The 24,591-nt window shown below is 70.5% G+C and carries 25 protein-coding genes; 5 read left to right on the plus strand and 20 right to left on the minus strand.

Features of this window, described 5'->3' with window-relative positions:
• Positions 1 to 27: 27 nt before the first annotated feature.
• A complete protein-coding gene (locus V6S67_RS11485) occupies positions 28 to 1,344 on the plus strand; it encodes an AI-2E family transporter (RefSeq protein WP_442884781.1) in 1,317 nt (438 codons plus the stop codon).
• A 3-nt stretch (positions 1,345 to 1,347) separates the two neighbouring features.
• Here V6S67_RS11485 and V6S67_RS11490 read toward each other — a convergent pair whose 3' ends face one another.
• Together V6S67_RS11490 and V6S67_RS11495 are read right to left on the minus strand one after the other, a co-directional pair.
• Entirely contained in the window at positions 1,348 to 2,154 is an 807-nt protein-coding gene (locus V6S67_RS11490) for an alpha/beta hydrolase (RefSeq protein ID WP_334210371.1), read from the minus strand.
• Positions 2,155 to 2,219: 65 nt separating this feature from the next.
• Positions 2,220 to 2,543: a hypothetical protein gene (locus tag V6S67_RS11495; protein WP_334210372.1), complete on the minus strand. Its 324-nt coding sequence runs from the start codon at positions 2,541 to 2,543 to the stop codon at positions 2,220 to 2,222.
• Positions 2,544 to 2,620: 77 nt separating this feature from the next.
• On the opposite strand from V6S67_RS11495, the gene nucS reads away from it, so the two are divergent.
• Both nucS and V6S67_RS11505 read left to right on the plus strand, forming a co-directional pair.
• On the plus strand, positions 2,621 to 3,316 hold the full coding sequence (nucS, locus tag V6S67_RS11500; RefSeq protein ID WP_334210373.1) for an endonuclease NucS: 696 nt from the start codon (positions 2,621 to 2,623) through the stop codon (positions 3,314 to 3,316).
• Between the two features lie 53 nt (positions 3,317 to 3,369).
• On the plus strand, positions 3,370 to 4,575 hold the full coding sequence (locus tag V6S67_RS11505; RefSeq protein ID WP_334210374.1) for an N-acetylglucosamine-6-phosphate deacetylase: 1,206 nt from the start codon (positions 3,370 to 3,372) through the stop codon (positions 4,573 to 4,575).
• A gap of 50 nt (positions 4,576 to 4,625) precedes the next feature.
• Here the strand turns inward: V6S67_RS11505 and V6S67_RS11510 are convergent, their stop codons facing one another.
• The 13 genes from V6S67_RS11510 to V6S67_RS11570 all read right to left on the minus strand — a co-directional run bounded on the left by V6S67_RS11510 (position 4,626) and on the right by V6S67_RS11570 (position 16,251).
• Positions 4,626 to 5,057 carry a DUF2550 domain-containing protein gene (locus V6S67_RS11510; protein ID WP_334210375.1) on the minus strand — a complete coding sequence of 144 codons (432 nt, stop codon included), beginning with the start codon at positions 5,055 to 5,057 and terminating at the stop codon, positions 4,626 to 4,628.
• A gap of 10 nt (positions 5,058 to 5,067) precedes the next feature.
• Positions 5,068 to 5,361, minus strand: a complete 294-nt coding sequence (locus V6S67_RS11515) for a F0F1 ATP synthase subunit epsilon (RefSeq protein ID WP_104049690.1) — start codon at positions 5,359 to 5,361, stop codon at positions 5,068 to 5,070.
• A 5-nt stretch (positions 5,362 to 5,366) separates the two neighbouring features.
• A complete protein-coding gene (gene atpD, locus V6S67_RS11520; protein WP_334210376.1) occupies positions 5,367 to 6,830 on the minus strand; it encodes a F0F1 ATP synthase subunit beta in 1,464 nt (487 codons plus the stop codon).
• A gap of 80 nt (positions 6,831 to 6,910) precedes the next feature.
• Positions 6,911 to 7,804: a F0F1 ATP synthase subunit gamma gene (locus V6S67_RS11525; RefSeq protein ID WP_334210377.1), complete on the minus strand. Its 894-nt coding sequence runs from the start codon at positions 7,802 to 7,804 to the stop codon at positions 6,911 to 6,913.
• Positions 7,805 to 7,896: 92 nt separating this feature from the next.
• Entirely contained in the window at positions 7,897 to 9,531 is a 1,635-nt protein-coding gene (gene atpA / locus V6S67_RS11530) for a F0F1 ATP synthase subunit alpha (protein WP_334210378.1), read from the minus strand.
• 98 nt (positions 9,532 to 9,629) lie between these two features.
• Positions 9,630 to 10,442 carry a F0F1 ATP synthase subunit delta gene (locus V6S67_RS11535; RefSeq protein ID WP_334210379.1) on the minus strand — a complete coding sequence of 271 codons (813 nt, stop codon included), beginning with the start codon at positions 10,440 to 10,442 and terminating at the stop codon, positions 9,630 to 9,632.
• Positions 10,442 to 11,011 (minus strand): F0F1 ATP synthase subunit B, encoded by a 570-nt coding sequence (locus V6S67_RS11540; protein WP_334210380.1) that lies wholly within the window; start codon positions 11,009 to 11,011, stop codon positions 10,442 to 10,444. Before V6S67_RS11540 ends, V6S67_RS11535 begins: the two co-directional genes overlap by 1 nt.
• Before the next feature lie 50 nt (positions 11,012 to 11,061).
• Positions 11,062 to 11,277: an ATP synthase F0 subunit C gene (locus V6S67_RS11545; protein ID WP_019481292.1), complete on the minus strand. Its 216-nt coding sequence runs from the start codon at positions 11,275 to 11,277 to the stop codon at positions 11,062 to 11,064.
• Between the two features lie 75 nt (positions 11,278 to 11,352).
• On the minus strand, positions 11,353 to 12,174 hold the full coding sequence (atpB, locus tag V6S67_RS11550) for a F0F1 ATP synthase subunit A (protein ID WP_307083663.1): 822 nt from the start codon (positions 12,172 to 12,174) through the stop codon (positions 11,353 to 11,355).
• 85 nt (positions 12,175 to 12,259) lie between these two features.
• A complete protein-coding gene (locus V6S67_RS11555; RefSeq protein WP_334210381.1) occupies positions 12,260 to 12,580 on the minus strand; it encodes a hypothetical protein in 321 nt (106 codons plus the stop codon).
• Position 12,581: 1 nt separating this feature from the next.
• Positions 12,582 to 13,157, minus strand: coding sequence for a hypothetical protein (locus V6S67_RS11560; RefSeq protein ID WP_334210382.1), 576 nt, complete (start codon positions 13,155 to 13,157; stop codon positions 12,582 to 12,584).
• 152 nt (positions 13,158 to 13,309) lie between these two features.
• Complete coding sequence (locus V6S67_RS11565) at positions 13,310 to 14,332, minus strand: MraY family glycosyltransferase (RefSeq protein ID WP_334210383.1); 1,023 nt, start codon at positions 14,330 to 14,332, stop codon at positions 13,310 to 13,312.
• On the minus strand, positions 14,329 to 16,251 hold the full coding sequence (locus tag V6S67_RS11570; protein WP_334210384.1) for a polysaccharide biosynthesis protein: 1,923 nt from the start codon (positions 16,249 to 16,251) through the stop codon (positions 14,329 to 14,331). The genes V6S67_RS11565 and V6S67_RS11570 overlap by 4 nt, the downstream gene beginning before the upstream one ends.
• A 219-nt stretch (positions 16,252 to 16,470) precedes the next feature.
• Between V6S67_RS11570 and V6S67_RS11575 the strand changes: the two genes are divergently transcribed.
• Positions 16,471 to 17,445, plus strand: a complete 975-nt coding sequence (locus V6S67_RS11575; protein ID WP_334210385.1) for a glycosyltransferase family 2 protein — start codon at positions 16,471 to 16,473, stop codon at positions 17,443 to 17,445.
• Positions 17,442 to 18,386 carry an NAD-dependent epimerase/dehydratase family protein gene (locus V6S67_RS11580; RefSeq protein WP_334210386.1) on the plus strand — a complete coding sequence of 315 codons (945 nt, stop codon included), beginning with the start codon at positions 17,442 to 17,444 and terminating at the stop codon, positions 18,384 to 18,386. Before V6S67_RS11575 ends, V6S67_RS11580 begins: the two co-directional genes overlap by 4 nt.
• A 57-nt stretch (positions 18,387 to 18,443) precedes the next feature.
• Here V6S67_RS11580 and V6S67_RS11585 read toward each other — a convergent pair whose 3' ends face one another.
• The 5 genes from V6S67_RS11585 to rho all read right to left on the minus strand — a co-directional run bounded on the left by V6S67_RS11585 (position 18,444) and on the right by rho (position 24,503).
• Positions 18,444 to 19,199 (minus strand): L-threonylcarbamoyladenylate synthase, encoded by a 756-nt coding sequence (locus V6S67_RS11585; RefSeq protein ID WP_334210387.1) that lies wholly within the window; start codon positions 19,197 to 19,199, stop codon positions 18,444 to 18,446.
• A 75-nt stretch (positions 19,200 to 19,274) separates the two neighbouring features.
• A complete protein-coding gene (locus V6S67_RS11590; RefSeq protein ID WP_334210388.1) occupies positions 19,275 to 20,258 on the minus strand; it encodes a glycosyltransferase in 984 nt (327 codons plus the stop codon).
• Positions 20,255 to 21,118 carry a peptide chain release factor N(5)-glutamine methyltransferase gene (prmC, locus tag V6S67_RS11595; protein ID WP_334210389.1) on the minus strand — a complete coding sequence of 288 codons (864 nt, stop codon included), beginning with the start codon at positions 21,116 to 21,118 and terminating at the stop codon, positions 20,255 to 20,257. Before prmC ends, V6S67_RS11590 begins: the two co-directional genes overlap by 4 nt.
• 2 nt (positions 21,119 to 21,120) lie before the next feature.
• Positions 21,121 to 22,200, minus strand: a complete 1,080-nt coding sequence (prfA, locus tag V6S67_RS11600; RefSeq protein ID WP_104049675.1) for a peptide chain release factor 1 — start codon at positions 22,198 to 22,200, stop codon at positions 21,121 to 21,123.
• A gap of 134 nt (positions 22,201 to 22,334) precedes the next feature.
• Positions 22,335 to 24,503 (minus strand): transcription termination factor Rho, encoded by a 2,169-nt coding sequence (rho, locus tag V6S67_RS11605; protein ID WP_334210390.1) that lies wholly within the window; start codon positions 24,501 to 24,503, stop codon positions 22,335 to 22,337.
• Positions 24,504 to 24,591 lie beyond the last annotated feature (88 nt).

A 24,591-nucleotide genomic window follows, 5' to 3' on the forward strand; every position in this document is an offset into this window, starting at 1 on the left:
CGCACCTTTCGAAAGCTGAGCTCCTCGTTGACAGACCACCAGGAAGTCCCGCTCGACCAGCCGCTCCCGCGGCCCGAGCCGCCCGGGACCGTCGAGGACACGCAGCCCGCAGCTGCACCGGGCGACGGCACGCCTCCGCCGTCGACCATGCGCTCCCTCTTCTCGCTCGCCCGGAAGTCCCTCCCGGCGGCGCAGCCGCGGCCCCGCTTCGAGTTCCCGCCGGAACGCGAACCCGTGGGCGTCGCCGTCGACCCCGACGTGTCGCTCGCCGACGAGCGCCTGAAGTTCAGCGGCCCCGACCGCCGCAGCATGAGGACGCACCCCATCCACTTCGGCTTCATGATGAGCGTCGGCGTGGGGCTCGCACTGCTGGCGTTCTTCATCATCACCAACGTGGGCCAGCTCCTGGTGTGGATCGGGGCGGCCCTCTTCATCGCCCTCGGGCTCGATCCGATCGTCCGGTGGCTCGAGACGAAGGGCGTGCCGCGCCCGGCGGGCATCGCGGTGGCCCTGTCCGTGCTCGTGGGCATCGTGGCCGGGTTCTTCGCCCTGCTCATCCCGACGATCGTGAGCCAGACCTCCCAGATCGTGGAGCGCGCCCCGGGGTACGCCGACGACTTCCTGAACTCGGAGTTCTTCACGACGCTCGACCAGCAGTTCCAGGTCCGCGACCGCGTGGTCTCGGAGATCGACAAGTTCTTCGCCAACAGCGAGGCCGTGGGCGGGATCTTCGGCGGGGTCCTCGGCGTCGGCACGGTGATCATCAACGGCCTGTTCGGCTCCCTGGTGATCCTGGTCCTCGCGCTCTACTTCCTCGCGTCCCTGCCGTCCATCAAGAAGTGGGCGTACCGGCTCGCGCCCCGCTCGCGCAGGCCCCGCGTGGAGGTCCTCTCCGAGGAGATCACCCGCAGCGTCGGCATGTACGTGATCGGCCAGGCCTGCGTGGCCCTCCTGAATGGCACGTTCGCGTTCATCGTGATGTCGATCGCCGATGTCCCGTTCTCCGTGCTGCTGGCGTTCGTCGTCGCGCTGCTGGCGTTCATCCCGCTGGTGGGCGGCACCATCGCCGCGGTGATCGTCAGCCTCATCGCCCTGACGGTCGGCTGGCACACAGCGCTCCTGTTCGCCATCCCCTACGTGGCGTACCTCCAGTTCGAGGCGTACTTCATCTCGCCGCGCATCATGCAGCGCGCCGTCGCGGTCCCCGGCGCGGTCGCGGTGATCGCCGTCATCGCCGGCGGCAGCCTCCTCGGCGTCCTCGGCGCGCTGATCGCCATCCCGACGGCGGCGGCCGTGATGCTGCTCCTCAAGGAAGTGTTCATCGCCCGGCAGGACAGCCAGTAGCCGTCAGCCGCCCGCCGGTGCCGAGGGCGCGACGGCGGACGGTCCCGTCCACCGGGCGGGCAGGGGGAGCTCGAGGTCCGGGCGCACGACGCCGACGATCTCGTTGAGCGCGCGTGCCGCGTACTTCTCCCCCACCCACAGGTGCTTCGCGCCGTCCACGCCGGTCACGTCCGCCTGGGGCACGCGGGCGAACCGGCGCTCCGCGTCCTCGGGGACCAGGTAGTCGTCGAACTCGGGGACGAGCACCTTCAGGGGCAGCCCGCTGGCCCCCCACGCGTCGAGGTCGGCGTCGACGGCGCGGTGCAGCGGCGGTGACAGCAGGATGGCGCCCTCGATCAGCTCCGCCACCGGGTCCTGGGCGCCGTACTTGAGGCACAGCTCGGTCCCGAAGGACCAGCCCACGAGCCAGATGTGCTCGAGCCCCTGCGCCACGGCCCACTCGACGGCGGCCTGGAGGTCCAGCCGCTCGCCGTCGCCGCCGTCGAACGCGCCCTCGCTGCAGCCGCGCGGCGAGCAGGTCCCGCGCGTGTTGAACCGCAGGACGGCGATGTCGGCCAGGGCGGGCAGCCGGAAGGACGCCTTCCGGTACACGTGCGAGTCCATGAAACCGCCGTGCGTGGGCAGGGGGTGGAGGGTCACGAGCGTGGCCCTCGGCGCACGGCCGCCGGCGGGGGCGGCGAACTCGCCCACGAGCGTCAGGCCGTCGGCGGTGTGCAGCTCGATGTCGCGCCGGTCGGCGGGGAGCACCGTCGCCGCGCGGATCTCGATCGCCTCGTCGCTGGGCATGAAGGTGTACGGGTCGCTGGGCATCCTCCCAGTCTAGGACGGGCGGCCGGCCGTCGCCGTCCCGGCGGGACGGGCGTCAGTAGCGGGTGTCAGTAGCGGAAGCTCCGCGTCTGCCAGCACCGCACGTGCCAGTGCCTGCGGTCCGCGAGGGCCGTCTCGGCACCGAACAGCGAGTCCTCCCGCCACACCACCAGGTGCGCGATCCCGGGCAGGATGAAGGAGTTGCACCCCGGGCAGGTGTAGGTCTTGGCCGCGTTCCGCTCGGTGATGCGGCGCACCGACCACTCGCCGTCGGGCGCCGACTCCCGCAGCGGCAGCCCCAGCCGCGTCCGCTCGAGATCCGGCTCGGGCGGTGCGGACGCCTTGGACCGCGAGGACCCGCGGGGGCGGTTGGGACGATTGGAACGGGGCACCCCATCAGTGTGCCCGATGCCGGTGCGCGGACGCGCACCGGGCAGCCGGCGGCCACGCGCCCGGTAGAATCTTCCCCGTGCGTCTCGTCATAGCCCGCTGCTCCGTCGATTACATCGGCCGCCTCAGGGCACATCTCCCGCTGGCCACCCGTCTGCTCATGGTGAAGGCGGACGGCTCCGTCCTGGTGCACTCCGACGGCGGCTCCTACAAGCCGCTGAACTGGATGAGCCCTCCCGCCACCCTGCGGGTGAGCGAGCCCGACGACGCCGACCGTGCCGAGGGCATCACCGAGGTGTGGACGGTGCAGCACGCCAAGACCGACGACCGGCTGGTCATCAACATCCGCGAGCACCTCCACGAGTCCGCCCACGACCTCGGCGTCGATCCGGGCCTCGTGAAGGACGGCGTGGAGGCCGATCTGCAGCGGCTGCTCGCCGAGCAGATCGAGCTCCTCGGAGCCGGGTACACACTCATCCGCCGCGAGTACATGACGGCGATCGGCCCCGTGGACATCCTCGCGCGCGACGCCCAGGGGCGCACGGTGGCCATCGAGCTGAAGCGGCGCGGCGACATCGACGGCGTCGAGCAGCTCACGCGCTACCTCGAACTGCTCAACCGCGACCCGATCATGGCGCCGGTCCGCGGCGTGTTCGCCGCGCAGCAGATCAAGCCGCAGGCCCGCGTCCTCGCCACCGACCGGGGCATCGACTGCCTGACGCTGGACTACGACGCGATGCGCGGCGTGGACGACAGCGCCTCCCGCCTCTTCTAGCCAGCCCTCCGGTCCGCCGGGGCCCGCGGAGGGCGACGGCCTAGAATCGGAGCATGGCCCACTCCAGCGGAACGCCCACTGCCCTCTCCGGACGCCTGGTGACCGAAGGCGGGATCATCGACGACGGCGTGCTCCGCTGGGACGGCTCACGGATCGTCTCGGCGGGCGGGGCCGATCCCTCCGTGGAGCGGCTGCCCGAGGGCTTCCTCATCCTGCCCGGACTGATCGACCTCCACTGCCACGGGGCGGGCGGAGGGGACTTCACCTCCGGGTCCGACGCCGACATCGAGGCCGCGGCGGCGCACCTCCACCGCGGCGGGACGACGACACTGCTCGCCAGTACCTGCTCGGCACCGCTCGACGACCTCGAGGCCGCCTTCGGCCGCCTCGCCGCGGCGGCGGAGGCGGGGCTGGTGGCCGGCATCCACGCGGAGGGTCCGTTCCTGTCCAGGGAGCGCAACGGCGCCCACGACCCGGCCTTCCTGCTCCTGCCGACGCAGGAGGACGTGGCGCGCCTCGTCACGGCGGGCCGGGGGCACCTCACGTCCATGACGTACGCCCCGGAGCTGCCGGGCAGCGACGTCCTGGTCTACGAACTCGTGATGCACGGCGTCATCCCCTCGATCGGGCACACGGACAGCTCCACCGAGCAGACCACGGCGGCGCTCGACCTCATCAACGAGGAGCTGGCCTCCACGGGCTTCGAGGGCTTCAGCGGCAGGCCGACCGCCACGCACCTGTTCAACGCGATGCCCGCGATCCACCACCGCTCCCCCGGCCCCGTGCCCCTGCTCCTGCAGCGCGCGCGCGCCGGCGAGATCGCCGTCGAGCTCATCGCCGACAACGTGCACCTGCACCCCGAGACGGTCCGGATGGCGTTCACCATCGCGGGCGCGGAGAACATCTGCCTCGTCAGCGACTCGACCGCCGCGGCGGGCCGCACGTCGGGGACGTACGCGCTGGGACACGGCGAGGTGACCGTCGTGGGTGACGCCGCGGTGCTGACCTCGACGGGTGGGCTGGCCGGCGGCGCCGGGAGCCTGCTCGACGTCGTGCGCTGCGCGGTGGGCGCGGGGGTCGGCGTGGAGGACGCGGTACGGTCCGCCACGAGCGTCCCGGCGGGCGTGCTGGGCCTGGCCGACGAGGTGGGGAGCCTGCGCGGCGGACTGCGCGCCGATGCCGTCGTGGTGTCGCCCGACCTCGCGCTGAGAGGCGTGCTCCGCGCGGGACGCTGGGTCCTGCCGCTCGATCGCGGCTGAGCGCCGGCAGGGTCAGCGGCGCGCGGCAGGCGGGGGTCGGTCGGGCAGGATCAGCGCCAGGTGCCGATGCCGATGACCGGCCCGGCCTCGATCCAGGAGGACAGACCGGCGTAGACGTCGTACCTCATGGCGATGTCGAAGGCCTCGCCCTCGTGCGTCAGGTGGACGATGATCGCACCCGGCTGGATGCTGGCCCGCTCCGCCTCGGTGGCCGCACGCCACCCCGCCACCTCGAGGGAGCTGCGGAGGAAGCGGAACTTCGGGATGGGGCTGAGCGAGATGAGGCTGAGCCACTCGAGGTTCTTGTCCGTGTAACGACAAACCCCCACCCGCCAGCCCCGGGGAGGGAGGCGGATGGAGGCGTCGAAGGTGCCGAGCGCTCGGCCCAGCTGGTAGCGGCGGAGGAGGAAGGCGGCGATCACGAGCACGAGCAGGCCGAACACGACCGCAAGGCAGATGAACGTCACACCGAGAGCCTCCACGCCGGGAACCCTAGACGGATTCCGGAGTCACCGAACCGCCGACCCTGGCGTTGTCCGCCACGATCACCACGCGGTTGGAGTCGACCGAGAAGAAGCCGCCGTCCACACCGACCACCAGGCGCTCACCGTTGACGGGTTCCACCGAGAGCTCACCTGCTTCGAGGATCGCCAGGATGGGCGCATGGCCGGGAAGGATCCCGATCTGCCCGTTGCTGGTGCGTGCGTTGACGGTACGCGCCGCGCCCGACCACACGAAGTGGTCGGCCGCGACGATTTCGACCTCGAGTTCGCCGTTCGATGCCATCGGCGTTACTTACCGGTCTGCTCTTGGATCTTGGCCCACTGGCGCTCGACGTCGTCGAGGCCGCCGACGTTGAAGAACGCCTGCTCCGCGATGTGGTCGAGGTCGCCGTTGCAGATCGCCGCGAAGCCCTCGATGGTGTCCCGGATGGAGACGGTCGAGCCCTCGACGCCGGTGAACTGCTTGGCGGTGTAGGTGTTCTGCGAGAGGAACTGCTGGATGCGGCGCGCGCGGGCGACCACGACCTTGTCCTCCTCGCTGAGCTCGTCGATACCGAGGATCGCGATGATGTCCTGCAGTTCCTTGTTCTTCTGGAGGATCTGCTTGACGCGCACGGCCGTGTTGTAGTGGTCGTGACCGATGTACTGCGGGTCCAGGATGCGCGAGGTCGACGCGAGCGGGTCCACGGCCGGGTAGAGGCCACGGGACGCGATCTCGCGGGAGAGCTCGGTGGTCGCATCGAGGTGCGCGAACGTGGTCGCCGGTGCCGGGTCGGTGTAGTCGTCGGCGGGGACGTAGATGGCCTGCATCGAGGTGATCGAGTGGCCCTTCGTCGAGGTGATGCGCTCCTGCAGGAGACCCATCTCGTCGGCCAGGTTCGGCTGGTAGCCCACGGCGGACGGCATGCGGCCCAGGAGGGTCGACACCTCCGAGCCGGCCTGGGTGAACCGGAAGATGTTGTCGATGAACAGCAGCACGTCCTGGTTCTGCACATCACGGAAGTACTCCGCCATGGTCAGTGCCGACAGCGCCACGCGCAGGCGCGTTCCCGGCGGCTCGTCCATCTGGCCGAACACGAGGGCGGTGTCCTTCAGGACGCCCGCCTCCTCCATCTCGACCCAGAGGTCGTTGCCCTCGCGGGTACGCTCCCCCACGCCGGCGAACACCGAGGTGCCGCCGAAGTTGCGGGCCACACGCGTGATCATCTCCTGGATGAGGACGGTCTTGCCGACGCCGGCGCCGCCGAACAGGCCGATCTTGCCACCCTTGATGTACGGGGTGAGCAGGTCGATGACCTTGATACCGGTCTCGAGCATCTCCGTCGATCCCTCGAGGGACGCGAAGCTCGGGGCCGAGCGGTGGATCGGCCAGCGCTCGGAGATCTGGAGTTCCGACTCCTCGACGTCGAGGGGCTTGCCGAGGACGTTGAAGATGTGGCCCTTCACGCCGTCGCCGACGGGCACGGAGATGGGGGCTCCCGTGTCCTGGACCACGGTACCGCGGACGAGTCCGTCGGTGGCCTGCAGGGAGATCGCGCGGACGAGGTTGTCGCCGAGGTGCTGCGAGGTCTCGAAGGTGATCAGGCGGGTGACACCGTTGAGAGTGATCTCGGTGGTGAGGGCGTTGTACATTGCGGGGATTGCGTCGGCCGGGAACTCGACGTCGACAACCGGGCCGATGACACGTGCAATACGGCCGGTGGCGCCGGGGGCAACTGAGTCCGTACCGTGCTCAACAGTCTGGGCAGTCATCTCTCTCACTTCATTTACGTAGATGGCGTGGAACTAAGTCTAGCTGCCCGGTGTCCGCGTGGATCCGGGCTGGTGGGGCGTCAGGACGCGTTCAGCGCGTCCGCGCCGGCCACGATCTCCGAGAGCTCCTGGGTGATCTCCGCCTGGCGGGCGGTGTTGCGCAGGCGCGTGTACTTCTTGATGAGCTCCGTGGCGTTGTCACCGGCGGACTTCATGGCCCGCTGGCGCGCTGCGAGCTCGCTCGCGGACGCCTGCAGCATCGCCGCGAAGATCCGCGACTCGATGTACCGCGGGAGCAGGGCGTCGAGGACCTGCTCGGGCTCCGGCTCGTACTCGTAGAGCGGCAGCAGCTCGCCGTCCTGCGGGACCTGCTCGTCGACGACCTCCAGCGGGAGGAGGCGCATGACGGACGGTTCCTGCACCACCATGGAGCGGAACTTCGTGTAGACCACGTGGATCTCGTCCACGCCGCCCTCGTCGTAACCCTTGAGGAAGGTCGCCAGGAGAGCCTCGCCGACCTCGCGGGCGGTCTCGAACTCGGGGGCGTCGGTGCCGCCCGTCCAGACCCTCTCGTAGTCGCGCTGGCGGAAGTCGAAGTACGACTGCGCCTTGCGGCCGATCAGGTAGGCCTGGATCTCCTTGCCCTCGGAGCGCAGCACCTCGAACAGGCCCTCGGCCTGCTTGAGGGCGCTGGCCGAGTACGACCCGGCGAGGCCGCGGTCGGAGGTCAACACCAGGACGGCGGCGCGGCGCACCTCACCGTGCTCGGTGGTGAGCGGGTGGTCGATCTCCGTCTGCGACGACACGGCCGAGACGGCCCGGGTGATCGCGTTGGCATACGGCAGGGCCGCAGCGACACGCGTGCGTGCCTTGCCGATGCGAGACGTCGCGATCAGCTCCATCGCCTTGAAGATCTTCCGCGTCGACGTGGTCGAGGCGATCTTCTGGCGGTAGACCCGGATCTGGGCTCCCATGCTTGTCCTTTCCTCCGCCCCCGCGTCGGGGAGCGATCAGGCCAGGGTCCTGCCGCCGGGAGGGGCATGGCCCCTCCCGGCGAACAGATCCTCTAGCGCTTCTGTCGAACGATCTTTTCCTGCTCGACCGAGTCGGCGTCGATGGCCTGGTACTCCTCGTGGCCCGCACCGAAACCGTCGGCACCGACCCCGAAGAAGCCCTGCTTGAAGTCCGTGATCTGGGTCTTCAGCTCCTCCGCCGTCGAGTCCTCGAGCTTGCCCGTCTGGGCGAGCGTGTTGAGGATCTGCGACTTGTGGCCGAGGTGCTCCAGGAACTCCGTCTCGAAGCGGCGGATGTCCTCCACCGGCACGTCGTCCAGGTAGCCGTTCGTCCCGGCCCAGATGGACACGACCTGCTGCTCCACCGGCATCGGGGAGTACTGGCCCTGCTTGAGCAGTTCCATCAGGCGTGCGCCGCGGGTCAGCTGCTGGCGTGACGCCGCATCCAGGTCCGAGGCGAACATCGCGAAAGCCTGCATGTCGCGGTACTGGGCGAGATCGAGCTTCAGGGTGCCGGAGACCTTCTTCATCGACTTCACCTGGGCGGCGCCGCCCACGCGGGACACCGACACACCGACGTCCACGGCGGGACGCTGGTTGGCGTTGAAGAGGTCCGACTGCAGGAAGATCTGGCCGTCGGTGATCGAGATGACGTTGGTCGGGATGTACGCCGAGACGTCGTTCGCCTTCGTCTCGATGAGGGGCAGGCCCGTCATCGAACCGGCACCGAGGTCGTCCGAGAGCTTCGCGCAGCGCTCGAGCAGACGGGAGTGCAGGTAGAACACGTCGCCCGGGTAGGCCTCGCGTCCCGGCGGGCGGCGGAGCAGCAGCGACACCGCACGGTAGGCCTCGGCCTGCTTGGACAGGTCGTCGAACACGATGAGGACGTGCTTGCCGCCGTACATCCAGTGCTGGCCGATGGCCGATCCGGCGTAGGGGGCGAGGTACTTGAACCCGGCGGGGTCGGACGCGGGGGACGCGACGATCGTCGTGTACTCCAGTGCACCCTTGTCCTCGAGGGTCTGGCGCACGGCGGCGATGGTCGACGCCTTCTGGCCGATCGCCACGTAGATGCAGCGGACCTGCTTGTTCACGTCACCCGAGGCCCAGTTGTCCCTCTGGTTGATGATCGTGTCCACGGCGATGGCGGTCTTGCCGGTCTGGCGGTCGCCGATGATCAGCTGACGCTGGCCACGGCCGATCGGGATCATGGCGTCGATGGCCTTGAGTCCGGTCTGCATGGGCTCGTGCACCGACTTGCGCTGCGTGACGCCGGGGGCCTGGGTCTCGAGCGCACGGCGGCCCTCGGCGACGATCTCGCCCAGGTCGTCGATGGGCTGGCCCAGGGGGTCGACCACGCGGCCGAGGAACGCGTCGCCGACGGGGACCGAGAGGATCTCGCCCGTGCGGTGCACTTCCTGGCCTTCTTCGATGCCGTTGTAGTCACCGAGGACGACGACACCGATCTCGCGCGTGTCGAGGTTCTGGGCGAGTCCGAGCGTGCCGTCCTCGAACCGCAGCAGCTCGTTCGCCATGACGGAGGGAAGGCCCTCCACACGGGCGATGCCGTCGCTGGCGGTGGAGACGCGGCCGACTTCGACGCGCTCCGCATTCCCGGGCTCGTAGGACGCCGCAAAGTCGTTCAACGCACTGCGTACGTCTTCGGCGTTGATGGTCAATTCGGCCATCTCAGTCCCTGCTCTCCTGTGTTGTTGGTCTCCATGGGGTGCGTGGCGACCGGGGTGTGATTCAGTGGGTGGAACTCCGGTGGGACAGGCGCTGACGCCTATCCCGCCAACGTGCGGCGGAGTTCGGACAGACGCGTGATGACGGTCGAGTCGACCATCTCGTCTCCAACGCTGACACGGACTCCGCCGATGAGTGAAGGGTCGACTTTCACGTTGACCTTGAGCTCACGGCCATACATGGCGTTGAGGCCGGACTCCAGGCGGGCGAGCTGGCTCGCCGTCAGCGGACGGGTGACGCTGACGTTGGCGATCCAGCGCTGCTGGCGTGCGGCGACGAGTTCGAGGAAGCGCTGCACGAGGGCTGCGGGCTTGAGTCCGCGCGGGGCGCGGACGGCCTGCGCGATGAGGAGCCTGCCGGCCGCACCCGCCTGGGGTACGAGCTTCAGGCCGAGGGCGACCTTCGACTCCGGGCTGGCCTGCGCCTCCGACAGCGCCCTCTGCAGGGCGTGGTTCGAGGCGACCACCTGGATGAAGGAGAACAGCTCGTTCTCGAGCTGGTCCAGGCCCTCCGCTCCCCGGCCCTGCTCGGCCACGGCGATGACGACGGTCGCGGCGAGCGTCTCCAGGGCGTCACCGATGTCGCGGGCGTTGGCCCAGCGTTCGTTGACGAGGTCCTTGACCACGCTCGCGGCCTCCGGCGACACCCGGCCTGCGATGAGCTGGTCCACCAGCACGGCCTTGTCCCGGCCGGTACGTGACGGATCGGTCAGCGCGCGCCGGAGACCGGCGTTGCTGTCCAGGATCGCCAGGACGCCGAACAGGTCCTCCGCGAGGGCCAGGGTGGTACCCGGCAGCCGGGCCTCCAGCCCTTCACGGACGGTGGCCAGGGAGACGCTCGATACACCTGCCATTACTTGGCCGCACCTGCCCGGTCCGAAGCGGCACCGTGCGAGGAGGTCTCGAGGTCCGCGAGGAAGCGGTCGACGACGCGCGACGAGCGGGCGTCATCGGCGAGGGACTCCCCGACGATACGGCTGGCGAGATCCGTGGCGAGCGTCCCGACCTCGGCGCGGAGCGAGACCACTGCGGCCTGGCGCTCTGCCTCGATCTGGACGTGCGCCTGCTCGGAGATGCGCGCCGACTCGGCGGCGGCCTTCTCCTTGAGGTCCGCGAGGATCTGCGCGCCTTCGGCACGTGCTTCCTCACGGATGCGGTTCGCCTCGGTGCGTGCATCGACAAGCTGCTGCTTGTACTCGTTCAGTGCCGCGTTCGCTTCCGCCTGGGCGGCCTCCGCCTTGGCGATGCCGCCTTCGATCGCGGCGGTGCGCTCGGCGAAGGTCTTCTCGAACGCCGGCATGACGAACTTGATGACGATGAACATCAGCACGGCGAAGCCGACCAGCGTTACGAGGAACTCCCACCAGTTCGGCGCGAGGGGGCTGGAGCCCTCCTCCGCCGCCATGATTGCTGCGTTAAGCATTTTTCACCCGTCTTTCTTCAACTGGTCTTCGGTCGGTCAGGGCGGCTGTGTCAGGCGCCGATGACGAAGGCGAAGACGAGGCCCAGGATCGCGAGGGCTTCGGTCAGTGCCAGACCGAGGAAGGCGATGGGCTGGAGGACACGCTGTGCCTCAGGCTGGCGAGCGACGCCGTTGATGTAGGCCGCGAAGACGAGACCCACACCGATACCACCGCCGATTGCGGAGAGACCGTATCCAACGAGGTTGAGGCTACCCTGTACTTCCATTGTGTTCCTTTCAAGATGCCGCTCGGATGCGACAGGTTGTTTGGGATCATCCCCGACGGGGAAGACGTGTGTGAATCAGTGGGCGTCGGCGTGCAGCGCGCCTTCGATGTAGATCGCGGCGAGCAGCGTGAAGACGTAGGCCTGGAGGACCATGATCAGCGCCTCGAGCATGTACATCGCCACGGCGCCGACGAGGACCAGCACGCTGGTGCCCTGCAGGAGGATGTTGCCGGTGGAGACCATGTACTCGATGGCGGAGCCGGCGAGGGTCACGATGAGGTGGCCGGCGAGCATCGTCGCGAAGAGTCGCAGCGAGTGGGTGACCGGACGGACGATGAAGTTCGAGATGATCTCGATCGGCACCACGATCGGCAGGATGTACCAGGGCACGCCCGACGGGACGACGGCCAGCTTGAAGTAGCGCAGGCCGTGCTTCTTGAGGCCGATGCCCACCCAGAGGAGGTAGAAGATCGCCGCGATGGCGTAGGCGCTGCCCGGGTGCGAGAAGCTCGGCAGCTGCAGGAACGGGATCGCACCGAAGATGTTGTTCACCAGCACGAAGAAGAAGGCGGTGAAGAGCCAGGGCACGTACTTCAGGAAGTCGCGCCCACCGATGATGTCCTTGCCGATGGAGTTGCGCACGAAGCCGTACGCCGACTCGCCGAGGAACTGCATCTTGCCGGGGACCAGCTGGCCGCGCCGCGAGGCGACGAGGAAGAAGGCGGCGATGAGGACCACGGACAGGATGACCATGAGCATCTGCTTGCCGAAGCCGGGGTCGAACCAGACTCCGTAGGCGTCACCCCAGGGCAGGATGTCCCGGTAGTGGGTGTCCTCGATAGTCGGGGCTACGAATCCCTCTTCGGTAGTTGCGGCCGGGAGCGCAAGCGCGATCAACGCGTTTCCTCTCTGCAGTGTCCATCGTTGGGCAAGATCTGTTCGGTCGCAGCGTTACTGGTCCGACTCGTTGAGTTGTGGGGAGTCACTCGGGTCCGTCCTCGGCACCGGGCGTCGCCCGGGATCCGCGCTGCGGACTCGGGGTGTGGTTCCGGGTGAGGTTGTGCATGTGGGAGAGGTAGAAACCCCCTGCTGCACCTAAGAACGCTCCCGCCAGCACCAACCAGCGCGTGTCGAGGAGATTATCCAGCCCCCAGCCTATCAAACTCCACACCGCGATCCCGCCAATCATGTAGCTGAGGACTGCTATGCCGGCGTTGTAGCCGCCGTTCGCGAGACGGGCCTGCTCGTTCTGCGCCGACGGGTCGCCGCCTGCTCCCGGCCCGGCCGCCGGACGGTCCGCCATGTCAGCGTCCGCCCGTCGGATCGGCGGGCGAACCCTTGCCGGGACCGGCCGGCGGGGCGGCCGGAGGCGCTACCGTTCCCGCGGCCGTGCGGCCCCGTGCGACGTCGTGCTCGACGTCGTGCTCGACGTCGTAGAGGGGCGTACGGAGCCGCGAGAAGGCGAACACCTCGGCGGCCTGCCAGGCGAGGACGGTCGCGAGGGCCCCGGAGAAGAACCAGGTGCGGTCCAGCCAGCCGGGCGTGCCGAGGAGGAACAGGACCGCGGCGAATCCGACGACCTTGATGGCGTACGTGACGATGAACAGTCCGAGCGCGCCGGAGGGGTTGCTCCGCCCCGCGAAGTGTCCGATCAGGAGGCTGATCCCGAAGAAGGCGATGACGAGGGCGGCGCCGAACAGCACGCTCAGTCCTGCCGCGGGCGAGGTGGCGAGAAGGGCCGCGACGGCGAGGACGAGCGCCACACCGGCGGATGCCGCGGCGCTCCTGGCGAGGATGCCCAGCCAGGGGGACGCGGTGGCGCCCGCTGCAGGGACGAGGTCCGTGGGGGCTCCGGTGGCCGGATGCTCCGGTCGTGGCACGCGCTGTCCGCTCTGTCGACTGCGCCGTCCGGCGCACTGCTGGTCCTCTGCCGACGGCGTCGTGAGGCCTGGAACCGGGGCGGCACGACGGAGGCGTCGGTGTGCCCGGCGCCTGAAATTCTACCGCATGACGACGACGGCCACCGGGGCCCTCACGCCTCCGCCGGGACGCGGCGGCGCGCCAGCGCGCGGAAGATCCGCGGCGAGTACAGGTACAGGGCGACGACCGCGGCGGCGAACAGCGAGGCCGACACGGCGAGCGGCGCCGGGGCGGTGGCGGCCACGAAACCCGCGGCACCGGTGAGCGCCGACAGGACGCTGACGAACAGCGACACCTGGACGTGGCCGAGCCCGGTGTCCGTGAGGCGCTGGTACACATGCTGCCGGTGAGCGGTGTACACGGGCTCCCCGCGCCGGGCGCGCCGCACGAACGTGGTGAAGGTGTCGGCGAGGTAGATCAGCACGGGCGAGAGCAGGTATTCGAGGTAGACCCCGGCCAGCAGGCCGGTGACGGCGATCGCCGCGATGGAGGCCCCCAGCAGGTAACTGCCCACGTCGCCGAGGAACACGAAGCCGCGGCCCAGGTTCCACGGCAGGAAGCCCGCGAACGCCGCGGCGACCACCAGGCCCGCGACCGTCAGCCAGAGCTGGTCGCTGAGGACTCCCGCGCCGGAGTAGAACAGGCCCACCACCACCCCGTGCATGCCCGAGATGCCGTTGATGCCGTCCATGAAGTTGGCGGCGTTGATGTAGGTGGCGACCGCGACCGCGCCGACGGGCACCCACCAGTAGCTGCTGTCGTCGATGGTGGTCGCGAGCGCGACGGTCCCGAGGGCTCCGACCAGGAGCTGCGCGGACGCGCGGACGCGGATCGACAGGCCCCGGAAGTCCTCGGTCCAGCCGAGCGCAGCCGCGGCCGCGATCATGACCAGGATGATCAGGATCAGCGACCGGTCCACCGCGACGAGGCCCGTGGCGAGGGAGAGCGCCAGGGCGGCGAGGATGGCCGCCGCGACGGCCACGCCCATCCCGCGGATCACGGTGGTGGTGTGGGAGGACCGGTCGTTGGGGATGTCGATGACACCGAGGCGCTTCAGCAGGGGCTTCACGACGACGGGCAGCGCGAGCGACAGCCCGAGGGACACGAGCGCGACGAGGGCGAGGAGCGGGTTCACGCGGACCGTCCGACGTGCGACCGGGCCACCGGGACGGTCGCCGTCGGCGGGTCCACCGTGCCCGCGGTGACCTCGCCGGCCGTCCCTGCGCCGGCGCCGATGCCGGGCCTGCCCTGCCCGAAGCCGCCCTCGGACTTCCACGCCTGGAGGCTCAGCTGCTGGGGGTCGAGGGGCGCCACGGTGGTGTGCGAGATCTTGGGGTGCAGGGGCCGGGAGTCGTTCTCGCCCTCGCCCATGAGGTCCTCGTGCATCTTCTCGCCCGGCCGGAGACCGGTGAAGACGATGTCGATGTCCTTGCCGGACATGGCGATCATGCGCTGGGCGACGTCGAGGATGCGCACCGGCTCGCCCATGTCGAGGATGAGCACCTCCCCTCCCCTGCCGATGGCACCGGCCTGCACCACGAGCTGGCAGGCCTCGGGGATGGTCATGAAGAAGCGGGTGACCTCGGGATCGGTCACCGTGATGGGGCCGCCGTTGCGGATCTGCTCGGTGAACAGCGGCAGCATGGAGCCGCGGCTGCCGATCACGTTGCCGAACCGCACCGAGACGTACTTCTGCCCCGTACGCTCCGCGTGCCAGGAGGTGAGCTTCTCCGCGACCCGCTTGGAGTGGCCGAGGACGCTCGTGGGATCCGCCGCCTTGTCCGTCGAGATGTTGACGAAGTTGGTGACGCCGACCGCGCCGGACGCCCGCAGGACGTTGAGGGACCCCTGGACGTTGGTCTTCCACGCCTCCTCGGGGTACTGCTCGAGCAGCGAGACGTGCTTGAGTGCCGCCGCGTGGAACACGACCTGCGGCCTGCGGTCCTCGAAGATGTCGAGCAGGGCGTCCGCGTCGCGGATGTCGGCGAGGACGGTGTCGCGGCCGGTGAGCAGCCCGCGCCCGGTGAGGGAGATCTGCGTGGACTGCAGCCCGGTCTCGTCCCGGTCCAGCATGATGAGTTCCGCCGGCGCGAAGGTCGCGAGCTGCCGGCAGAGCTCCGAGCCGATCGACCCGCCCGCGCCGGTCACGAGGACGCGCTTGCCGGTGACGTAGCCGGCCACCTCGTCGGGGTGGATGTCCACGGGGCGCCGGCCGATGAGGTCCTCGACCGCGACCTCGCGGAAGTCGGCGATGGCGGCTCCCGCGGCGCCGAGCATGTCGCGCAGCGGGGGGAGGACGAGCACCTTGATGCCGAGGCCCGCCACGAGGTCGGAGACGCGGCGCACCTGCGCGGCCTCGACCTCGGCGAACGCGATGACGAGGACCTGCGCCTGCGTCCTGGCGGCGATGTCCCGGAGGTCGTCGATCCGCCCGAGCACGGGCACGGCGGACAGCCGGAGGTGCTTCTTGGCGGGATCGTCGTCGACGAGGCCCACCGGGAAGTAGGGGGACTCGGGGTCCTGCATCATGCGCTTCACGAGCGAGTTGCCGAGGAAGCCGGCGCCGTAGATGAGGGTCCGCTGGGCGTCCTCCCCGGGCTTGGCCTTGCTCTCCACGTACATGCGCTTCAGGTAGCGGGTCGCGGCGAGGAACATGCACGCGAAGGGGAACGCGATGATCCCGATGCTGCGCGGCACCTCGATGACGCTGAAGAAGGCCACGCCGGTGAGCACGAGGATGACGGCGACGAGCACGGCGACGATGACCAGCAGCTTGGCCTCGTGGAAGCTGCCGAAGCTGTACCTGCCGCGGTACAGGGCGAAGCTGAGTCCCACCACCAGCTGGGCGATGACGGCCACGGCGCAGAACGCGGCGATGCCCGGGACGTTGACCTCCTTCACGAGGAGCTCGTAGCGCAGGATCAGCGCGAGGAGGATGGCGACGATCCAGGCGACGGCGTCGAGCAGGTACTGCGACCACAGCCAGATCGCAGGCTTGTCGCCTGATGGAGCCGCGGCGGTGGAGCCCGGCGGGCGGCCTTCGTTGAGTCCCATGATTCCTAACGGTGTCAGGCAGCCACCGTGTCCGGCACCGGATCCGCCTGCCGCTGCCGGGGTGCTCCGGTACCGGCGCGGCCGGTGCCCGGTCCGGCGGGGCTGGTCCGGCGGGTGCTGGAACACGGTGTAATAGACTGCTGTTACCCGAGAATACTAGCCGCCCCGCCCGTGACAGGCCCGTTGCGCACCGCGCTGGCGCGGCCCGGAAGGACCACGTTGCACGCCACCGACGCCGGCAGTCCGCGCGTGTTCATCGTCATCACCACCTTCAACCGGGCCGACCACCTGCGGGACCTCCTCGCGTCGATCGACGCCATGGACCCGGCACCGTCGGGCGTGATCGTCGTCGACAACGCGAGCACCGACGGCACCCCTGAGCTCCTGGCGGCCCTCGCGCCGCGCGTGCCGGTCCTCGTGCACCGCCTCCCGGTTAACGTCGGCGGGTCCGGCGGCTTCGCGGCCGGCGTGTCGCGCGGCCTCGAGGAGGGCGCCGAGTGGCTGTGGCTGATGGACGACGACGTCGTGGTGCTGCCCGACGCCCTCGCGTCCTTCCGTCCCTGGCTGGACCGCTACTCCTGCATCCACGGGCGCCGGTACGACCACGCCGGTGAACCGTTCTTCTGGCAGCACATCCTCAACGAGTCCCTCGGCGTGCACCTGCCGGTGCGCGGGGACGTCTTCGCGCGGTCCCGGGTCTTCCACACCAACGTGGGCTGCTTCGAGGGCATGCTCGTGGCCGCGGACGTGGTCCGGGAGATCGGGCTGCCCGACGCCCGGTTCTTCCTCAACGGCGACGACCTCACCTACGGCTGGCTGATCTCCCGGCGGTACCCCGTGGCGTACGTCGACGCCTTCGTGCTCCGGAAGACGCGTGCCCAGCGGCAGGTGGACCTCGGCGTGCGGCACCTCAACGACTCCAGCGACCTCTCGCGCTTCTGCGGCATGCGCAACCGGGGGCACCTCGCCCGCTACCTGCGCCTGCACGGCCGCTTCAGTCCGGTGGGGTTCGGCCTCGGGACGCTCCTCTCGGCCGGGAAGGAGCTCGTGCGCCTCGTCGCCGTCGAGCGGTCCCTTTCCGGCGCGGGCGCCCTCTGGCGGGGCTGGCGCGCCGCGCGAGCCATCCTGCGCGATCCCCTCTGGCAGCCCGAGCCGCCACTGGCGGAGCGTGCGCATACCGGGGGAACGCGGTGACCTGGCTCGTGGTCGGCGGTTCCGGGTTCGTCGGCTCCTCGGTGCTGCGCGCCCTGGGCGCCGCGGGGATCGATGCCCGGGGGCTGCCCGCCCCGCGTCTGGCGGCCTCCGCGCAGACCCCGGCCGCGCTCCTGGAGGCGGCAGCCGCCACGGACGTCCCCGGCCTGGTGGCTGCGCTGCAGGGGCACGACGTCGTCGTCAACGCCGCCGGGCTCGCCACCCCTTCCGCGCCCGAGGGGGCGGATCTGCTCGGCGCCAACGCCCTGCTCCCCGCCGTCCTGGCCCGCGCCGCGGTGAGAGCCGGGACGGGTCGCCTCGTCCACCTCAGCAGCGCGGCGGTGCAGGGCCGGACGGACAGGCTCGACGAGTCGCGGACCGTCCGCCCGTTCTCCGCCTACTCGCGCAGCAAGGCGCTCGGCGAGCAGGCGCTGGCACTCGCGGCGGACGCGGCGCCCGGACTGTCCGTGGTGACGGTCCGCGCCACCTCGGTGCAGGGCCCGGCCCGCCTGACGACCGCGGCGCTCGTGCGGCTCGCGCACTCGCCGCTCGCCTCGGTGGCCTCCCCCGGCACGGCGCGGTCGCCGGTCACCTCCGTGGACGCCCTGGCGGGCCTCGTCCTCGCCGTCGGACGCCACCGCGGCGCAGTGCCGGGCATCGTCCTCCAGCCGTGGGAGGGCCTCACCGTCCGCACCGTCCTCGAGGCGGCCGGCGGACGGCCGCGCGTCCTGCCGGCCGCGCTCTGCCGCGCCGCCGTCGTCGGCGGCTATGCGGTGTCCTCGGTCCTCCGCGGGCGCCTCGACGGCCACGTGCGCCGCGTGGAACTGATGTGGTTCGGCCAGGACCAGGTGCCCGGCTGGGCCGTGGAGCAGGAGCTCGCACCCGCGCCCCGCGTGCGGGAGGTCCTGGCGCAGGCGGACGGACACCGGTCCGCTCCTGCCTGAGGGCGGTCAGGCCAAGCGGTCAGGCCAAGCGATCAGGCGGAGGGCGGGGCCAAGCGGTCAGGCGGAGGGCGCCCCGGCGTCGTGATCGGCCGGTGCGCCGTCAGATCCCTCTGCGCCGCCTGCGCCGTCAGATCCGTCGACTCCGTCCGCGCCGCCTGCGCCGTCCACCCCGACGACGCCCGGGACCACCTCGCGCAGCCGCTCAAGCGGGAGGGTGCCCTGGCGGACGACCCTGAGGGTCTCCCCCGTCGCATCGACGATGGTGGAGCCGGTCCCGTCGGCCGCGGTCCGCGGGCCCGCGTCGAGATACACCGCCACCGATTCGGCGAGCTGACCGGCGGCGTCGGCCGCGGTGGTCGCTGCGGGCCGGCCCGTCCGGTTGGCCGACGACACCGCGAGCGGTCCCGTCAGGGTGAGCAGCTCGAGCGCGACGTCGTCGTCGGGCATGCGCAGTGCGACGGTCCCCAGGGTGTCGCCGAGGTCCCAGGTCAGGGACGGCTGCGCATGGCAGATGAGCGTGAGGCCGCCGGGCCAGAAGGCCTCGGCGAGGACCCGCGCGTCCGGGTGCACGTCGGTGGCGAGCCCGTCGAGCGTCTGGATCCGCGGGATCAGCACGGGCGGCGGCATGTTCCGGCCGCGGCCCTTGGAGGCGAGCAGCGTCGCGACGGCCTGGGGCGAGAAGGCGTCGGCGCCGATCCCGTAGACGGTGTCCGTCGGCAGGACGACGCACTGCTTGAGCGAGACGGCGCGCTGGGCGGCGGCCAGGCCCTCGCGGCGCTGGGCGGGGTCGGAGCAGTCGTAGCTGGTGGTCACCGGATCATCCTTCCACTGCCGGGCGCGCCCGCGCACATCGGCGTGGGACGGCACACCCGATCAGGGGCGCCGGGATCACGACGGCGGGGGCCCGAAGCCGGTGCCCCGCAGCCCGGCGGAGTAGGCAGCGAACCAGGCGCGCAGCCCCCGGAGGTCGCGCCGGGTGAGGAAGTAGTAGGGGAAGCCGATGACATCGGCCCCGAACCAGCGCAGGTTGCGGTACTTGCGCGCGTTGTACGCGCGGTTGCGGAAGTAGGAGAACCGCTTGAACTCGCCCTCGGGGATGACCGGCGTGATGAACCCGCCGAAGATCGGCTTCATCTCCGACCAGGTGGCCGGGTGCCGGACGGCGACGCTTGCCACGGTGCCGTACCTGAGGCCGGCCTTGCGCACGCGCGCCAGGAAGTCCACCTCGTCGCCGCGGATGAAGTACTTCATGTCCGGCAGCCCGATCTTCGAGAACACCTCCGCGCGGATGAGGGCACCGTTGAAGAAATGCACCATGCCGGGCAGGTAGCCGAGCGGTTCGAGGGTCGCGCGGTCGTTGGTGAGCAGCCCGTTGATGCGGAAGTTGAAGGACAGGCGTGTGGGATCCTCCGTCGCGGCGACGAGCGGGCTCACCACGTCGAGGTCGTGCTCGTGGGCCGCACGGAGCAGTTCGGCCAGGCAGTGCTCGTCCTCGGGATGGCCGTCGTCGTCCATGAGCCAGATCCAGCGGGCACCGCTCGCGAGGGCCGCGAGGATGGCGAAGGCGAAGCCGCCCGCCCCGCCGAGATTGGCCTCCGAGCGCAGGTAGTGAATGGCACCTCCCGCCGCGGCGGCCGCGTCCACGACGCCGGTGGCGGGCTTCGTCCCCGAGTCCACGAGGGCCACGCGCGTGATCGGCGCGGTCTGGGCCGCGAGGGAACGCAGGAGCTGCGCGAGCTCCTCGTGCCGGTCGTACGTCACGGCGGCGACGGCGACGGTGTCCTTCGCCGTTTCCGTGCCCGGATCCGTTGCCGCTTCCGTGGCCCGCTCCGTTGCCGCAGCGGGTCCGGTCTGCGTGCTGTGCTCCGTCATCGTGCCTCTTCCGTCGTCGTCGGTCCCCCGGCCGCACGCACCGCGCTCGTCGCGCGGTCCCGGCCGCCGAGGTCCTGGTGGGTCGTCACCGCGCTCCAGCCGCCCGTCTGCCCGAGGAACGCGGCGATCCAGGGCGCCTGCACCTCCGCGTGCTCCATCACGAAGTAGCCGCCGGGTCGGAGCAGGCGCGCGGCCGAGCGGGCGGCGGCACGCGGCAGGTCCATGCCGTCCGATCCCCCGCCGTACAGGGCCATGCGCGGATCGTGCTCGGCCACCTCGGGGTCCAGCGGTACGGCGTCCGCCGGGATGTAGGGCGGGTTGGACACGACGACGTCGAACGAGCCGTCGTGCTCGGGCAGCGCGGTCGCGAGGTCGCCCTGGACGAGGTGGACGCCGAAGGGCTCGAGGTTGGGTCCGGCCCACGCGAGGGCCAGGTCGCTGAGTTCGACGGCGAACACGACCGCTCCCGGTACCTCGTCCGCGACGGCCGCGGCGATCGCCCCGCTGCCGGTGCCGAGGTCCACGATCCTCGGCTCGTCGAGGCCCGTGGCGCGGTCGATCACGAGCTGTGCCACCGTCTCCGTCTCGGGCCGCGGGACGAAGACCCCGGGCCCGACGGACAGCTCGATGCGGCGGAAGGACGCCCTGCCGGTGAGGTGCTGCAGGGGGACGCGCCGGGCACGCTCGTCCACGAGGGCCGTGTACCCCTCGGGGACGGGTGCACCGGTGAGGGCCAGTGCGCGCAGCCGGCCGCGCGAGACGCCCAGCAGGTGCGCGGCCAGCAGTTCGGCGTCGACGCGGGGGCTGGGCACGCCGGCGTCCCGGAGCTGCCGTTCGGCGGCCCGCAGGGCTTCCTCCACGGCTACTCGTCCGCGCCGATGGCGTCCAGGCGTGCCTGCTCGTCCATCTCGATGGCGGACTGCACCACGGGTTCCAGGTCGCCGTTCATCACGGCGTCGAGGTTGTACGCCTTATAGCCCGTGCGGTGGTCCGCGATCCGGTTCTCCGGGTAGTTGTAGGTCCGGATGCGCTCGGAGCGGTCCATCGTGCGGATCTGCGACTTCCGGATGTCGGAGTTCGCGGCGTCGATCTTCTCCTGCTCGTGGGCGAGGATGCGCGAGCGGAGCACGCGCATGGCCGCCTCGCGGTTCTGCAGCTGCGACTTCTCGTTCTGCATCGCCACCACGATGCCGGTGGGCAGGTGCGTGATGCGGACGGCGGAGTCGGTGGTGTTGACCGACTGCCCGCCGGGCCCGGAGGACCGGTACACGTCGATCTTGAGGTCGTTCTGACTGATCTCGACCTCCTCCGGCTCGTCGACCTCGGGCAGCACGAGGACGCCCGCGGCGGAGGTGTGGATGCGGCCCTGCGACTCGGTGACGGGGACGCGCTGCACGCGGTGCACACCGCCCTCGAACTTGAGCCGGGCGTAGACACCCTCGGCGGGATCGTTCGAGGACCCCTTGATGGCCATCTGCACGTCCTTGTACCCGCCGAGGTCGGACTCGTTGGCCGAGATGAGCTCGGTCTTCCAGCCCCGGGACTCGGCGTAGCGCGCGTACATCCGCAGCAGGTCGCCCGCGAACAGGGCGGCCTCGTCGCCGCCCTCGCCGCCCTTGACCTCGATGATCACGTTGCGGCTGTCGTTGGGGTCACGCGGGATCAGCAGCCGGCGGAGCCGCTCCTGCGCCGTGGCGAGCTGCTCCTCCAGGACGGGCACCTCGGCCGCGAACTCGGGGTCCTCGGAGGCCATCTCGCGGGCCGCCTGGAGGTCGTCGTCGAGCGCGCTCCAGCGGTTGTGCGCATCGACGATGCGCCCGAGCTCCGCGTATCGGCGGCCGAGCCTGCGCGCCAGGGCCTGGTCGGCGTGGACCGCGGGATCGGCGAGCTGGTCCTGCAGCTCGGAGTGTTCGTCGAGCAGTCCCTGGATGGACTCAAACATCGGGTGTACCTCTTTCGGCTTGTGCAGCCAGTCTACGAAGGTCGGGAGGGCAGGGACGACCGCCCCGGTTAACGGACGAAGCCGCCCGGGAGGGGCCGGCCAGATGGCCGGCCCGTCCCGAACGGCTGCCGTTGCTAGTCGGAGTCCTTGGAGCCCAGCGTGGTCTTCTGGACCTGCATGAGGAACTCGACGTTGGACTGCGTCTCCCGGATCTTGTTGGTGAGCAGCTCGAGTGCCTGCTGGGTCTCCAGACCCGACAGCACGCGGCGCAGCTTCCACATGATCTTGACCTCGTCGGGCGAGAGCAGGTTCTCCTCGCGCCGCGTACCGGACGCGTTGACGTCCACGGCGGGGAAGATGCGCTTGTCGGCGAGGCTGCGCGAGAGGCGGAGCTCCATGTTGCCGGTGCCCTTGAACTCCTCGAAGATGACCTCGTCCATCTTGGACCCGGTTTCCACGAGTGCCGTGGCGAGGATGGTGAGCGAGCCACCGTTCTCGATGTTGCGTGCGGCACCGAAGAAGCGCTTCGGCGGGTACAACGCCGCCGAGTCGACGCCACCGGAGAGGATGCGGCCCGACGCCGGCGCTGCCAGGTTGTAGGCACGGCCCAGTCGCGTCATGGAGTCGAGGAGCACGACGACGTCCATGCCCATCTCCACGAGGCGCTTGGCACGCTCGATGGAGAGTTCGGCGACCGTGGTGTGGTCGTCGGCGGGACGGTCGAAGGTCGAGGCGATGACCTCGCCCTTGACGGTCCGCTGCATGTCGGTGACTTCTTCGGGACGCTCGTCGACCAGGACCATCATGAGGTGGACCTCAGGGTTGTTGATCGTGATGGCGTTCGCGATCGCCTGGAGGATGAGCGTCTTGCCGGCCTTCGGCGGCGAGACGATCAGGCCGCGCTGGCCCTTGCCGATCGGGGCCACCAGGTCGATGACACGGGGGCCGATCTTCTTCGGGTCCGTCTCGAGGCGCAGGCGGTCCGAGGGGTAGAGCGGCACGAGCTTCGCGAACTCCACGCGGTCCTTGAAGTCCTCGGCGGGCTTGCCGTTGACCGAGGTGACGCGCACCAGGGCGTTGAACTTCTGGCGTGCGCTGGCCTGGGTCTCGCCCTCGCGGGGAGCGCGGATGGCACCGACGACGGCGTCGCCCTTGCGCAGGTTGTGCTTCTTCACCTGGGCGAGCGAGACGTACACGTCGTTCGGGCCCGGCAGGTAGCCGGAGGTGCGCACGAACGCGTAGTTCTCGAGGACGTCCAGGATGCCGGCGACAGGCAGCAGGACGTCGTCCTCGGTGACCTCGACGTCGTCGACGTCGGGCTGGTTGCGTCCGCGGCGGCGCTCGTTGCGGTCGTTCCGGTCGTTGCGGTCGCGGAAGCGGCTGCTGCGGTCCTCGGGACCGTTGCCCCCGGGGCCGCCGTTGCGGTTCGCGCGGTTGCGGCGGTTGCGTCCGCGGCCGTCGTCGTCGTTGGCACCGTTGTTGCCGTTGCCGCGGTTGTCGCTGCGCTCGCTGCCGTTGCGGCCGTTGTCGAACTGGGTGTCGCTGCCCGAGCCGTTCCCGTTAGAGCCGTTCGAGCCGTTCGAGCGATCGTCGTCGCGTCCGTTGCGGGACCGGGTGCGGCGCTCGTTGCGGTCGCTGCGTCCCTCGCCCTGCTGGCCGGACTGCGCGTCGGCCTGGGACTCGCCCTGGCCGCCGTTCTGCGCCTCGCCCTGCGAGCCGTTCACGTCGGCCTGCACCGGCTGCGCGTCCGAGCGGTCCTCGCCGCGGCGGTTGCGGCGGTTGCGCTGGCCGCGTCCGCCGTTGTCGCGGTCGCCGCGGTCCTGCTGCTCGTCGGAGGAGGTGTCGTCGGAGGCGTCGCGGGACGGTGCCTCGGCCTGCTCGCCCTGGACGACGGCGTCCTGGCCGGGGGCGGAGACGACGCCGTCGCTGCCTGCGCGGCGGTTGCGGTTGCGGGTCCGCGGCTGGCGCTCCGCCGGGGCGGACTGGTCGTCCTGCGGCCGGTCGTCGGACGCGGCGGGGGTGCCGGCGACGGCGGGGCGCTCGGCGTCCGCGCTGCGCTCGCTGCGGACGCTCGGCGCCTTCTGGCGGTCGGCGACGGCGGAACCGCGCTGGTGGTCCGAGATCGCGGACACGAGGTCGCTCTTGCGCATCCTCGAGCCGCCGGTGATACCGAGCTGGCCGGCAAGGGCCTGGAGCTGGGCGAGCTTCAGGCCTGCGAGGCCGCTGCTCTTGGAAGTTGTTGCGCCGGTTGCTTCAGCGTCTTGGGTGGCCACACCTGGTAACAGGTCAGTGGTTTCAGTCACGAAGGATCCTTCCCCCTCGTCGGGCGGCCACCTGATCGGTGGTCCGCGGTGGTTTGCCCCGTGCCGCATGGGAAGCAGGCGGGGTTCA

This window comes from Arthrobacter sp. Soc17.1.1.1, assembly GCF_036867195.1.
Taxonomy (GTDB): Bacteria; Actinomycetota; Actinomycetes; order Actinomycetales; family Micrococcaceae; genus Arthrobacter_D.

Coding starts and splice junctions, on each gene's coding strand:
- V6S67_RS11590 (WP_334210388.1), bottom strand. CDS start 20,258: ATGACGGAGCACAGCACGCAGACCGGACCCGCTGCGGCAACGGAGCGG.
- prfA (WP_104049675.1), bottom strand. CDS start 22,200: ATGTTTGAGTCCATCCAGGGACTGCTCGACGAACACTCCGAGCTGCAG.
- V6S67_RS11515 (WP_104049690.1), bottom strand. CDS start 5,361: ATGGCATCGAACGGCGAACTCGAGGTCGAAATCGTCGCGGCCGACCAC.
- V6S67_RS11555 (WP_334210381.1), bottom strand. CDS start 12,580: ATGGCGGACCGTCCGGCGGCCGGGCCGGGAGCAGGCGGCGACCCGTCG.
- atpD (WP_334210376.1), bottom strand. CDS start 6,830: ATGACTGCCCAGACTGTTGAGCACGGTACGGACTCAGTTGCCCCCGGC.
- V6S67_RS11540 (WP_334210380.1), bottom strand. CDS start 11,011: ATGCTTAACGCAGCAATCATGGCGGCGGAGGAGGGCTCCAGCCCCCTC.
- V6S67_RS11525 (WP_334210377.1), bottom strand. CDS start 7,804: ATGGGAGCCCAGATCCGGGTCTACCGCCAGAAGATCGCCTCGACCACG.
- V6S67_RS11490 (WP_334210371.1), bottom strand. CDS start 2,154: ATGCCCAGCGACCCGTACACCTTCATGCCCAGCGACGAGGCGATCGAG.
- V6S67_RS11505 (WP_334210374.1), top strand. CDS start 3,370: ATGGCCCACTCCAGCGGAACGCCCACTGCCCTCTCCGGACGCCTGGTG.
- V6S67_RS11570 (WP_334210384.1), bottom strand. CDS start 16,251: ATGGGACTCAACGAAGGCCGCCCGCCGGGCTCCACCGCCGCGGCTCCA.
- atpA (WP_334210378.1), bottom strand. CDS start 9,531: ATGGCCGAATTGACCATCAACGCCGAAGACGTACGCAGTGCGTTGAAC.
- V6S67_RS11535 (WP_334210379.1), bottom strand. CDS start 10,442: ATGGCAGGTGTATCGAGCGTCTCCCTGGCCACCGTCCGTGAAGGGCTG.
- V6S67_RS11545 (WP_019481292.1), bottom strand. CDS start 11,277: ATGGAAGTACAGGGTAGCCTCAACCTCGTTGGATACGGTCTCTCCGCA.